Origin of the sequence: Pseudomonas germanica (assembly GCF_019614655.1) — a bacterium.
GTDB lineage: Bacteria > Pseudomonadota > Gammaproteobacteria > Pseudomonadales > Pseudomonadaceae > Aquipseudomonas > Aquipseudomonas neuropathica.
The window spans coordinates 2,994,201-3,006,561 of record NZ_CP071586.1; the positions used below are offsets into that span (position 1 = coordinate 2,994,201).

11 protein-coding genes and 1 riboswitch are annotated in these 12,361 nt (G+C 60.9%); of the genes, 3 read left to right on the forward strand and 8 right to left on the reverse strand.

The window, feature by feature from the left end:
• Positions 1 to 178: 178 nt before the first annotated feature.
• Together J0G10_RS13440 and J0G10_RS13445 are read right to left on the reverse strand one after the other, a co-directional pair.
• A complete protein-coding gene (locus J0G10_RS13440) occupies positions 179 to 1,351 on the reverse strand; it encodes a cystathionine gamma-synthase (protein ID WP_220558660.1) in 1,173 nt (390 codons plus the stop codon).
• Positions 1,348 to 2,724, reverse strand: coding sequence for a pyridoxal-phosphate dependent enzyme (locus tag J0G10_RS13445; RefSeq protein ID WP_093437711.1), 1,377 nt, complete (start codon positions 2,722 to 2,724; stop codon positions 1,348 to 1,350). The genes J0G10_RS13440 and J0G10_RS13445 overlap by 4 nt, the downstream gene beginning before the upstream one ends.
• 424 nt (positions 2,725 to 3,148) lie before the next feature.
• Between J0G10_RS13445 and metE the strand changes: the two genes are divergently transcribed.
• Positions 3,149 to 5,437, forward strand: coding sequence for a 5-methyltetrahydropteroyltriglutamate--homocysteine S-methyltransferase (gene metE, locus J0G10_RS13450; RefSeq protein ID WP_220558661.1), 2,289 nt, complete (start codon positions 3,149 to 3,151; stop codon positions 5,435 to 5,437).
• 207 nt (positions 5,438 to 5,644) lie between these two features.
• Positions 5,645 to 6,151: a GNAT family N-acetyltransferase gene (locus tag J0G10_RS13455; RefSeq protein ID WP_177409278.1), complete on the forward strand. Its 507-nt coding sequence runs from the start codon at positions 5,645 to 5,647 to the stop codon at positions 6,149 to 6,151.
• On the opposite strand, the gene J0G10_RS13460 is transcribed toward J0G10_RS13455, so the two are convergent.
• From J0G10_RS13460 to J0G10_RS13475, 4 genes are all read right to left on the reverse strand, one after another.
• Complete coding sequence (locus J0G10_RS13460; RefSeq protein ID WP_220558662.1) at positions 6,135 to 6,899, reverse strand: ABC transporter ATP-binding protein; 765 nt, start codon at positions 6,897 to 6,899, stop codon at positions 6,135 to 6,137. The two genes, J0G10_RS13455 and J0G10_RS13460, sit on opposite strands and share 17 nt — an antisense overlap.
• The gene (locus tag J0G10_RS13465) at positions 6,896 to 7,900 is read right to left on the reverse strand and encodes a FecCD family ABC transporter permease (protein WP_175559651.1); all 1,005 of its coding nucleotides are present in this window, start codon (positions 7,898 to 7,900) and stop codon (positions 6,896 to 6,898) included. The genes J0G10_RS13460 and J0G10_RS13465 overlap by 4 nt, the downstream gene beginning before the upstream one ends.
• An 8-nt stretch (positions 7,901 to 7,908) precedes the next feature.
• Entirely contained in the window at positions 7,909 to 8,922 is a 1,014-nt protein-coding gene (locus J0G10_RS13470) for an ABC transporter substrate-binding protein (RefSeq protein ID WP_095125678.1), read from the reverse strand.
• Between the two features lie 144 nt (positions 8,923 to 9,066).
• Positions 9,067 to 9,260, reverse strand: a riboswitch (cobalamin riboswitch).
• 42 nt (positions 9,261 to 9,302) lie between these two features.
• A complete protein-coding gene (locus J0G10_RS13475) occupies positions 9,303 to 10,238 on the reverse strand; it encodes a Ppx/GppA family phosphatase (RefSeq protein WP_095050081.1) in 936 nt (311 codons plus the stop codon).
• A gap of 8 nt (positions 10,239 to 10,246) precedes the next feature.
• Here J0G10_RS13475 and J0G10_RS13480 point away from each other — a divergent pair, with 8 nt between their 5' ends.
• The gene (locus J0G10_RS13480) at positions 10,247 to 10,516 is read left to right on the forward strand and encodes a hypothetical protein (protein ID WP_141231800.1); all 270 of its coding nucleotides are present in this window, start codon (positions 10,247 to 10,249) and stop codon (positions 10,514 to 10,516) included.
• Positions 10,517 to 10,585: 69 nt separating this feature from the next.
• Here J0G10_RS13480 and phnX read toward each other — a convergent pair whose 3' ends face one another.
• Together phnX and J0G10_RS13490 are read right to left on the reverse strand one after the other, a co-directional pair.
• Positions 10,586 to 11,413 (reverse strand): phosphonoacetaldehyde hydrolase, encoded by an 828-nt coding sequence (gene phnX / locus J0G10_RS13485; protein ID WP_095050083.1) that lies wholly within the window; start codon positions 11,411 to 11,413, stop codon positions 10,586 to 10,588.
• Positions 11,414 to 11,487: 74 nt separating this feature from the next.
• Positions 11,488 to 12,357, reverse strand: a complete 870-nt coding sequence (locus J0G10_RS13490; protein WP_095050084.1) for a LysR substrate-binding domain-containing protein — start codon at positions 12,355 to 12,357, stop codon at positions 11,488 to 11,490.
• Between the last annotated feature and the right edge of the window lie 4 nt (positions 12,358 to 12,361).

Below are 12,361 nucleotides of genomic sequence, written 5' to 3' on the forward strand. Positions count from 1 at the left end.
AGAAAGATCTCCGCGCTGAGATCCAGCCCTTATGCCGTGTGAAGCAGCCGAGGCACTAACTTTCAATTTGACCCGGTACTGTGGGAAGCCCGATAAACCTTGTAAGCCAGAGACCAGCACTGGCCGCCTACTCGAACACCAAAGCCCGCGTCGTGCGGGCTTTGTCGTTCCTGCCAGGTCAGATCGATTGCAGCGCCTGCGCCAGATCGGCGCGCAGGTCTTCGACGTCTTCAACGCCAACCGACAGACGCACCAGGCCATCGCCAATCCCCAGTTTCGCCCGGGTATCAGCCGGAATGGTCGCGTGAGTCATGATCGCCGGATGCTCGATCAGGCTCTCCACACCGCCCAGACTTTCCGCCAACGCAAAGATCTTCACGTTCTCCAAAAACCGCCGCGCACCTGCCAGATCGCTGTTCAGATCAACAGAAATCATCCCGCCAAAACCACGCATCTGGCGCTTGGCTAACTCATGCTGCGGATGCGAGGCCAGTCCCGGGTAGTAGACGCGTTTGACCTGCGGCTGCTGCTCCAGCCACTGCGCCAGATCCAGTGCGTTGCTGCAATGACGTTCCATGCGCAGGGCCAAAGTCTTCACCCCGCGCAGGGTGAGAAATGCATCGAACGGCCCGGCAATCGCACCGACCGCGTTCTGCAAGAAGCCCAGCTTCTCGGCCAGTTCTTGGTTCTGGCCGACCACGGCGATGCCGCCGATTACATCGGAGTGACCGTTCAGGTACTTGGTGGTCGAGTGCAGCACGATGTCGAAACCCAGCTCCAGCGGCCGCTGGATATACGGGCTGGCAAAGGTGTTGTCGGCCACGCTGATGATCCCGCGAGCGCGGCAGATACGGGCGATAGCGGCGAGGTCCGACAGGCTCAGCAGCGGGTTGGTCGGTGACTCGACAATCACCAGGCGGGTGTCGTCCTGCAGCGCCGCTTCGAACGCCGCCAGGTCAGTCAGATCGACGTAGCTGAAACGGTGTCCGGCACTGCGCTGACGGACCTTGTCGAACAGGCGGAACGTGCCGCCGTACAAGTCATTGCCGGAGATGACGTGCGAACCGGCATCGATCAGTTCGAGCACCGTGGAAATCGTTGCCAGCCCGGAGGCGAACGCGAACGCCTGGGTGCCGCCTTCCAGGTCCGCCACGCAACGCTCCAGGGCAAAACGCGTCGGGTTGTGCGAGCGCCCGTAATCGAAACCCTTGTGCACGCCGGGGCTGTCTTGCAGATAGGTGGAGTTGGCGTAGATCGGCGGCATCAGCGCGCCGGTGGTCGGGTCCGGTTCCTGCCCGGCGTGGATCACCCGGGTCGCGAAGCCTTGGGATTTATCGTCGTGCTGACTCATGCGAGGGATCTCCGTAATTGGTTGAGCATGTCGGTGCGGGTAATCAGGCCATGGAAGCCCGATGCATCGGCAATGATCGCGACGAGGCCACGGCTGAGCACCGCTTCCAGCTCAGCAAGGCTGGCGCCAGGGGCGAGGGTCTGCAGTTTGTCGGTCATCACGCTGGACACCGATTGGCTGAAGCGGGCGGCGTCTTCGTGCACCGCCAGCAGGATGTCCGATTCGTCGATCACGCCGACCAGTTGCTTGCCTTCCACCAGCACTGGCAATTGTGAGACATCCGCCAGGCGCATGCGCTGGAACGCGGTCAGCAGAGTGTCGTCGGGGCCGACACTGATCACGCGGCCGTCCTCGAAACGCCGGGCGATCAGGTCGCGCAAATCGCCGTAGCCCTTGCGCTGCAACAGGCCCTGATCGGTCATCCACTGGTCGTTGTAAACCTTCGACAGGTAGCGCGTGCCGGTGTCGCAAACGAAGCTGACCACACGTTTCGGCTCGGTCTGTTCGCGGCAGTAACGCAGCGCCGCAGCGAGCAGAGTGCCGGTCGACGAGCCGCCGAGAATGCCTTCGGCCTTGAGCAATTGGCGGGCGTGAGCGAAGCTTTCTTCATCGCTGATCGAATAGGCGTGGCGCACGCTGGAGAGGTCGGTGATCGACGGAATGAAGTCCTCGCCGATGCCTTCCACCGCCCATGAACCGGGCTTGGGCAGAGAGCCGTCGCGGCTGTATTGCGCCATCACCGAACCGACCGGGTCGGCTAGGACCATTTCCAGATCCGGCTGCACGCGTTTGAAGAAGCGGCTCAGGCCCGTCAGCGTACCGGCCGAACCGACACCGACGACGATTGCGTCCAGGTCATGTTCGGTCTGCGCCCAGATCTCCGGCGCGGTGCTGCATTCGTGGGCCAGCGGGTTGGCCGGGTTGTTGAACTGGTCGGCGAAAAATGCGCCGGGAATATCTTTCGCCAAACGTGCGGCGACATCCTGGTAATACTCGGGATGACCCTTGCCGACGTCGGAGCGGGTGATGTGCACTTCGGCGCCCATGGCCTTCAAGTGCAGGACTTTCTCGGTGGACATTTTGTCCGGCACCACCAGCACCACGCGATAACCTTTGGCGCGGCCAACCAGTGCCAGGCCCAGGCCGGTGTTGCCGGCGGTGGCTTCGACGATGGTGCCGCCGGGTTGCAGACGACCATCACGCTCGGCAGCGTCGATCATGGCCAGACCGATACGGTCCTTGATCGAACCACCGGGGTTCTGCGATTCGAGCTTGAGAAACAGTGTGCACGGGCCAGTATCGAAACGAGTGACTTGAACCAGCGGAGTGTTGCCTATCAGCCCAAGTACGGCAGGGCGTGATTCCTTTGACATTTCTTCACCTCTTAATGGTGTTGATCGCGTTCCAATCGCGGGGAAAAGACTCGCGTGCAACATAGGCTCAGACATCCTCTGTCGCAACCTTTAGTCGGCCGCAAATGCTGCCATTTCGATCTAACGATAGATCGAAATCAGAGACCTGCCGGGGCGGGCTCGAGTGCGTTTACACAGAGGCGTCATTGAGTTTTCAAAGGGCGTCTTCATGGCGACGAACAGCTTGAATTGGCGAGAAAATCCCCGGCGCAAAAAACCGTTCAGCCTTCACGCGCGCTCTCGGCTCCGGAGTGTTTACAAGTGACAAGCAGCAATATTTTGATCATGAGGGAAACTCGTGTTGATCGCGATTAAAATGAGTTTGTCTCACTAGCGACCGATGCCGACAATGGCCGCCATCAACAGGACATTGGAGTTGTTTGTTATGGCACTGGCCCATTCCCTTGGATTTCCGCGCATCGGTCGCGACCGCGAACTGAAGAAAGCGCAAGAGGCGTTCTGGAAAGGAGAACTGAACGAGGCCGGCCTGCGAGATGTTGGCCGTGAGCTGCGCAAGGCCCACTGGGACTTGCAGAAAAACGCCGGTATGGAATTGCTGCCGGTCGGCGATTTCGCCTGGTACGACCAGGTCCTGACGCACTCGCTGATGTTCGGTGTGATCCCGGAACGCTTCCGTCCACACGACGGCAAAGCCACTCTGCAGACCCTGTTCGGCATGGCCCGTGGCATCAGCGACAGTTGCTGCGGCGGTGCCCACGCCCAAGAGATGACCAAGTGGTTCGACACCAACTACCACTACCTCGTCCCGGAATTCAGTGCTGATCAACAGTTCCAGCTGGGTTGGGAGCAGTTGTTCGAAGAAGTCGAAGAAGCCCGTGCGCTGGGCCACAACGTCAAACCAGTGATTATCGGCCCACTGACGTATCTGTGGCTGGGCAAGGCCAAGGGCGCGGAATTCGACAAGCTGGAATTGCTCGATCGTTTGCTGCCGCTGTACGGCCAGATCTTCGCGCGCCTCGCCGCTCAAGGCGTGGAATGGGTGCAGATCGACGAGCCGATTCTGGTGCTTGATCTGCCGCAGGAATGGAAGAACGCGTTCGAGCGTGCCTACAACCAGATTCAGCGTGATCCACTGAAGAAACTGCTCGCTACTTACTTTGGTGGTCTGGAAGAAAATCTTGGTCTGGCGGCGAACCTGCCGGTCGATGGTCTGCACATTGATCTGGTGCGCGCACCGGAGCAGTACCCGACCATTCTCGATCGTCTGCCGGCCTACAAAGTGTTGTCCCTGGGCGTGGTCAACGGGCGGAATGTCTGGCGCTGCGATCTGGAAAATGCCTTGGCGACGTTGCGCCATGCTCATGAGCGTCTGGGTGAGCGTCTGTGGGTCGCGCCGTCCTGTTCGCTGCTGCACAGCCCGGTGGATCTGGGCCGTGAAGACAAACTCGATGCCGAGCTGAAAAGCTGGCTGGCCTTTGCCGTTCAGAAGTGTGAAGAAGTGGCTGTTCTGACGCATGCCGTCAACCAGCCGGAAGCGCCGAAAGTGCTGCGAGCATTGACTGAAAGCCGGTCGGTGCAGGCCGCTCGCGCTGCTTCGCCGCGCATTCACAAACCTGCGGTTCAGGCGCGGGTTGCGGCGATCACGGCCAAGGACAGCCAGCGTCAGTCGCTGTTTGCCCAGCGCATCGCCAAACAGCGCGCGGGTCTTGATCTACCACTGTTCCCGACCACGACGATCGGTTCGTTCCCGCAAACCGCGTCGATCCGCCTCGCTCGCCAGTCGTTCAAACAGGGCAAGCTGACCGAAGCTGAATACACTGAAGCCATGTACAGCGAGATCCGCCACGCAGTGGAAATCCAGGAGCGTCTGGGCCTCGATGTACTGGTACACGGTGAGGCCGAGCGTAACGACATGGTCGAGTACTTCGCCGAGCAACTGGATGGCTACGTGTTCACCCGTTTCGGCTGGGTGCAGAGCTACGGTTCGCGTTGCGTGAAACCGGCGGTGATCTTCGGCGACCTCAGCCGCCCGAAAGCCATGACGGTCGAGTGGATCCGCTACGCCCAAGGTCTGACCGACAAGGTCATGAAAGGCATGCTGACCGGCCCGGTGACCATGCTGATGTGGTCGTTCCCGCGTGAAGACGTCAGCCGTGAAGTGCAGGCCCGGCAACTGGCGCTGGCGATCCGCGATGAAGTGGTCGATCTGGAAGCCGCCGGCATCAAGATCGTGCAGATCGACGAAGCGGCGTTCCGTGAAGGTCTGCCGTTGCGTCAGGCGCAGTGGCAGCCTTATCTGGACTGGGCGACGGAAGTGTTCCGTTTGTGCGCCTCCGGTGTGCGCGACGAAACGCAGATCCACACGCACATGTGCTACAGCGAATTCAACGATGTGATCGAGTCCATCGCGGCGATGGATGCCGACGTGATCACCATCGAAACCTCGCGTTCCGACATGGAGTTGCTGGATGCCTTCGAAGCCTTCGCTTATCCGAACGAAATCGGCCCGGGTGTCTACGACATCCACTCGCCACGCATCCCGGATGCTTCGGAAATGGCTAATTTGCTGCGCAAGGCTGCCATGCGGATTCCGGCCGAGCGGCTGTGGGTCAACCCGGATTGCGGTTTGAAAACCCGTGGCTGGCCAGAGACTGAGGCGGCGCTGGTGCACATGGTTACCGCCGCCCGGCAGCTGCGTAAAGAGCTGGCGTAACGCTCGGGTTGCATGAAATAAAACACCTGTGGGAGCGAGCCTGCTCGCGAAAGCGTCCTGTCAGTCAACATCATTGTTGAATGATCTGCCGCCTTTGCGAGCAGGCTCGCTCCCACAAGGTTTTGGGCAAGTCATGAGATTCTGAATGGCCTCGCGGGGCCTGTTGTTGCTACTGTGGCCAGCCGCAGTTCAGGTGTTTGCCGCTACATGAGTGATCAACCCGTTATCCAAACCGTGTCTGACGCAGACATTCCCGAGGTGCTGGATTTTGTTCTAAAGGCCCGTGCCGAGCTTTTCCCCAAGCTCAGCGCAACGGGCATGCCCGACGATCTGGCGCGTTTTGCCGAGGTTTATCTGCGTGGGGCAGGGCGCTTTCTGATTGCTCGCCACGAAGGGCAGATCGTGGCCTCGATCGGCTATCTTCCTTACGACCGGCGATTCCCGAACCTGGATTATCCCGACCGCAATGTGGTGGAAATCGTGCGCCTGTTCGTCGTGCCTTCACAGCGGCGATCCGGGCTGGCCGGCGCACTGTATCGATCACTCAAGGATCTGGCACTCGCTGACGGCGTCGAGTTGATCTACCTGCACACCCATCCGTTTTTACCGGGGGCCATCGCGTTCTGGCAACGGCAGGGCTTCAAGATTATCGACGTCGACGCTGACCCGGTCTGGCAAACAACCCACATGCACAACGTCATGAGTGAAATCTGAGAATCTGCGCCCCATCGAACGGGTCCGTCAGGTAATGCGCCCTGACCCCGAACGTCTCCTGTAAGCGCTGCGGTGTCAGCACCTCCAGCGGCTTGCCCAACGCCACCAGCCGCCCGCGTTCCAGCACCGCCAGACGATCACACTTCAACGCCTGATTAAGATCATGCAACGCGATCAGCGTGGTCACCGGCAACGCCTGCACCACGTTGAGAATGCTCAGTTGATGCTGAATGTCGAGGTGATTGGCCGGCTCGTCCAACATTAGAATCTGCGGGCGCTGCGCCAATGCCCGGGCGATGTGCACCCGCTGCCGTTCACCGCCGGACAGGCTGCGCCAGAGACGGGTGCGCAGGTGCATCGCGTCGACGTCGGTCAGCGCCTGCTGAACAATGGCGTCGTCGGCCGCCGACCACGGTTGCAGCGCCGACAGCCAGGGCGTGCGCCCCAGCGCGACAGCGTCGAACACGCGAATACCGTCATCTGTGTCGGCTTGTTGTTCAACCACCGCGAGTTTTTGCGCAATGCTGCGTCGGGCCATTTTGCCCAGGCGTTGACCATCGAGCAGCACCTCGCCAGCGCTCGGTTCACGCAGCCCGGCCAGTAACTTCAACAGAGTGGATTTGCCCGCGCCATTCGGCCCGACAATGCCCAGGGTTTCGCCACGCTGAACCTCAAGGCTGACACCGTTGAGCAACTCGGCGCCGCGCACCCTGAAGCTCAGGCCGGAACAACTCAAAACACTGTTCATCGCGCCGACCTGCGGCCGACCAGAATCAAGGCGAACACCGGCGCGCCGACCAGCGCGGTAATCACTCCGACCGGAATCACCTGGCCCTTGATCAGGGTGCGCGACAGCACATCGGCGGCTATCAGAAACACCGCGCCACCCAACGCACTGGCCGGCAGCAACCGCGCATGACCGGTGCCCAGCAACAGACGCGCGGCATGAGGAATGACCAGACCGACAAAACCGATCGAACCGACAATCGACACCATCACTGCCGTCACCAGCGCCGCACAACCGATCAGCAGAATCTGCACACGCCGCACCGGAATGCCGAGCGACGCCGCCGAATCCGCACCAAAGGTAAATGCATCCAGCGCCCGCCGATGCCACAGGCACACAACCAACCCCAACACGGCCACTGGCACCGCCAGCCACACCGACGGCCAGCGCACGCCGCCGAGATTGCCCAGCAGCCAGAACATGATCCCGCGTGCCTGCTCGGAGCTTGCCGAGCGGGTGATCAGAAACGCCGTCAGCGCATTGAACAGCTGCGAACCGGCGATCCCCGCGAGAATGATCTGCCCGGTACCGCTGGCGGAGCCGCTGACCCGCGCCAGCACAATCACCAGCACGAACGCCGTGACCGCGCCGGCGAAGGCACCGACCGAGAGTGAGATGATCCCGGCACCTACGCCAAGCAGCGCGACCATCACGGCCCCGGTCGAGGCGCCGGCAGAAATGCCCAGCAGATACGGATCGGCCAACGGATTGCGCAGCAGCGACTGCAAAATCACTCCGCAGGTCGCTAAGCCGGCACCGCATGCCGCCGCGACCAATGCCCGGGTCAGGCGGTAGTTCCAGACGATGCCTTCATCGATCGGGTCGAGGACATGCCCGGCGCCCCACAATTTGTTCGCTAGCACTTGCAACACCACGTCCGGTGCAATCGAGGTTTCACCGATGGCCACGCCGGCGACCACTGCAATCAACAGGGTCGCCAGGGCCAGGAGCGTGCGGATCAGGCTGGCACTCATTGCGACAGGTCATAGCCGTTGATGGCCGTGGCCAATTGCTCAATGCCCTCGAACATGCGCAGGCTGGCCTGCATGGCCATGGCATCAAGAATGATGATGCGGTTGTGCTTCACCGCGTCCATGTTGCGCGTCACCGGATCACTGCGCAGGAAGGCGAGTTTCTTTTCATAGTCGTCGGCGGGGAAACGTCGACGATCCATGCGCGCGATGACCAGGAAGGTCGGATTGGCCTTGGCGATGGTTTCCCAACCGACGGTTGGCCACTCCTCATCGGACGCCACCACGTTGCGCACGCCGAGGGTGCTGAGCATGAAATCGGGAACGCCTTTGTGCCCGGCCACGAACGGCTCGATGTCCATTTGTGCGCTGGAGAACCACACCAGCGCGCTGGCGTCTTTGAGCTGTTTGCCTTGGGCGGTGGCAATCGATTTGGCGAGACTGGCCTTGAGTTGATCATTGAGCTGCTGGCCACGCTCCTGAACATCGAAGATCTGCGCCAGTTGGCTCACGCTTTTGTAAATCGTCTCGATGCGAAACGGCGCCAGTCGCGTGCCATCGGCGCCGACGAGGTTGTCCTTGGCTTCGCAATCGGAAGGCAGCAGATAGGTCGGAATCTTCAGTTCATGAAACTGCTCGCGAGTGCCCACCGCGCCTTGCGGGCCGACCATCCATTCCAGTTCCACGGCGACCAGTTCCGGACGCTTGCCGATCACCGATTCGAAACTCGGTTCGTTGTCAGCCAGACGCTCGATCTTGTCATCCTGCGCTTTGTATTTGGCCAGCACATTGTTGAACCACAACGAGGTGCCGACGACTTTGTCGCCCAGGCCCATGGCGTAGAGCATTTCCGTGCCGGCCTGGCCGATGGTCACGGTGCGCGTCGGTGCGTGCTGGAAGGTCAGGGTGCTGCCGCAGTTCTCGACCGTCAGTGGATAGACAGTCGGTGCCGCCTGCGCCAGGGCGCCAAGGCTCAGGCCGGTAAAGAGGGTGGCAACGCGGGGCAGCAGCATGGGGCAGTCTCCAGGGGAACCGTACGGGGAGCGGGAGAGTACGGTCTGGAAACACACCATCGAACGCGGTCAGGAAAACAGCGCAAGGCCGGGCAGCCAACGAAGACGCGCACGGCACGATGTCCTTCCCGGACACCCCGCCGGTTAGTAATTACTGTGCCGGCAGGTCTCCTGACTGATGCGTCATCGCCTGGCTCCGGCCTTCCCGGGATTCACCCAGTGGCAGTCGTGGAGCAGGCTCGGCACCTACAGTTGCGGGGGCAGTTCCGATCAGTGCTGTGCAAGCACCTCGGATTCCCTATTAGTCCCGTTCGGGAACCGACGGCGGCATGGTAGTCGATCGAGCCGCTGAAGGGGAGACGAATCTGCCGTGGCGAGGATTAGTGTTGGCTCATCAAACCGTGCAATACGCCCAAACGCAGGCCCGGTTCGGAGGGCAGCATTTGTGCGATACCGAATACTTTGAATGCCGCCAGCATTAACACCAGACCGCCGGGCAGAATGCTCTGGCGGTGTGGTTGCAGACCGGCAAGCTTGAGTTGTTGCACGTTGTTTACCTTCAACAACAGCAGCGACAGGCGCAGCAGTCCGCCGTAGGTGATGCCGTCCTGACCGAAGTCGTTGAGGCGATTGGTCTTGAGCACTTTGGCGAGCATGCGCGCGGTGCCGGAAGAGCCGATGGTCTGCTGCCAGCCTTGCGCGCGATAGCGCTTGGCGACATGTTCAAACTGCAGAATGGCGAAGCGTTCAGCCTCCTGTAGCGCGCCGGCGGACACATCGCCGCCGCGAAAGAATCGCGTGCTCAAGGTGCCGCTGCCGATGGCGATGCTTTCGGTTAACAAGGGTTGTGAGCCCTGGCCGAGGATCAGCTCGGTGGAGCCGCCGCCGATGTCGACTACCAGGCGCAGGTCGTCGGCGCTGGGCAAGGCGTGAGTTACGCCGGCGTAGACCAGCCGCGCCTCTTCATGGCCGCAAATGACGTCGATGGGAAAGCCCAGATGCCGCTCGGCACTGGCCAGAAAAAGTTGCGCGTTGTCCGCTTCACGCACCGCGCTGGTGGCCACCGCACGAACACGGCCGGCCTCGAAACCACGCAGCTTCTTGCCGAACCGCGCCAACGCCTGCCAGCCGCGATCCAGTGCCAGTGCATCCAGCGCACCACCGTCAAAGCCTTCGGCAAGGCGCACCGGCTCGCGCAGGGTTTTCACTTCCTGAATCTGCAAGCCTTTGCGGCTGCGCACCGACTGGCCGATCATCAGGCGAAAGGCGTTCGAACCCAGGTCGATGGCGGCAAACAGCGAGGCGTCGTCTTTCATGGGAATCCTTGCAGAGCATCCGTCGCGAGGCTCAAGACGGTTTGCGAGGATTCTGCCGTGATCTTGATGACATCCTGATGACGGGGGCGGGGCGGTTGAATGAATTTTCGGCTGTCATGACACTGTCATTATCCGGCGTCTATGCTGCGGTCAATACATCGCGTGTTCTTAAAGTTTTTGCTGCCATTTTTGGCAGCTTTTTTTTGCCCGCGATCTGGCTGTTGATCGTTCCCACGCTCTGCGTGGGAATGCCTCTAGGGACGCTCTGCGTCCAGTGACGCGGAGCGTCACGGGCTGCATTCCCACGCAGAGCGTGGGAACGATCAGCGCGGGGTGCGGACGATCAATTAGCAGGACTGCGGAGTTTCGCCCCGGGCCAGGCGCGCATTGATGTCGTCGATCACTTCGGGCAGCTCGGCGATGGTGTCGATCAGGTAGTGCGGGCGCGAAGGGGCGAACATCTTGCCGATTCGCGCACGCTCTTCCGCCAGTCGATCCGACGGCAACGCCTTGTATTGCTCATAGGTCAGGCCCAGTGCGTTGCCGGAACAGGTCAATGCCACCGTCCACATGCCGGCTGCGCGCCCTTCGAGAATCCCCGGCCAGGTGTCGTCGACCTTGACGCAGGCGGCCACGTCATCGATGCCCAGGGCAATCACGTTGGCCAAGGCCTGCGCCGGATACGGCCGGCCATTGGGCACTTCATCGGTGGCGACGACATGGTCGGCGACGTAGCCATTTTCCCGCGCCAGTTCGACGACCTTGGCCATCACCACCGCCGGGTAGCCCGAGCACGAACCGATTTTCAAACCCTTGTCGCGCAATGCCGCAATGGCTTCGAGTGCGCCCGGAATCAGCGCCGAATGCAGGGCGATTTTCTCGATTTGCAACGGCATGAAACGTTCGTAGATTGCCGTTACATCGTCATCACTCGGCAAGCGATCAAACGCTGCACGATAGCGTTCAGCAATCTGTGGCAAGTTGCACAGCGTGCGGATGTGATCCCACTTGCCCATGCCCATCGGCCCGCGCGCTTCCTCCAGCGACACCGCGACGCCGAACTCGGCAAAGGCCTCGACAAAAATCTGCGTCGGCGCAAACGAGCCGAAATCGACAACGGTGCCGGCCCAGTCGAGGATCGCGGCTTGCAGGTGAGTCGGTTGTTGGTACTGCATGGTCAATCTCCGTTTTCAGGTAAGCGTGGGCCGTCCCTCGGCAATGAGGTAGGCGGTTCAAGGGTCAGTGCTGATCAGGTCAGCGGTGGATTCGCATCAAACAGTTCGGCAATCACCGGTCGGTTGCGGCGGATGCCGAGGCAGCACAGGTGGTATTCGATGAAAAACGGGTGATCGACAAAGGTGATCGGCTTGGTGCCCGGGGTTTCGGCGTACTCGACCGCCGAGACAAACCCGATGCCGATGCCCTTGACGATCGCGTGGACGATGGCTTCGCGGCTGTTGAGTTGCATGACGCAATTGAGATCGATATTGAGGCGCTTGCAGCTTTCTTCCACCAGTTGCCGGGTGCGCGCACTGGATTCGCGCATCACCCATTTTTCGCCGCTGATTTCACTGATGTGAACTTGCGCCTGACTTGCCCACGGATGGTCATCGCGGACCACGGCGATGATCGGATAACGGTGATACAGCCGCGTGTGGAAGCGCTCATCGAATTCCGACAAGGCCAGAATCGCCACGTCGATATCGAAGTTGAATAACCGCGCCAGGGTGTCCTTTTCCGAGGAAAACGAGGTTTCCAGTTCGATATCCGGGTGGCGCTGCATCAGCTCATAGGTCAGGTTCATCGCAATTGGCGGTGACACCGCGCCGAGGCGCAGCATGCCGGTCTTGCGCTGCTTGAAGCTCTGCAACAGTTGCACGGCTTCATCCTCCTGACCGAACAGGCCCTGAGTGATCGCATAGAGCTTGTGCCCGGCGGCGCTCATTTCGATGTAGCGGCCACGGCGATGGAACAGCTCGACCGAGAAGGTCTTCTCCAGAGCGTTGACCTGTTCGCTGACGGTCGGCTGACCGACGCTGAGAAACTCGGCAGCAAGGGTAAAGCTGCCGGTCTTGGCCACCGCATGAAATGAACGCAACCACTTGTGATACTGGTACATGCAA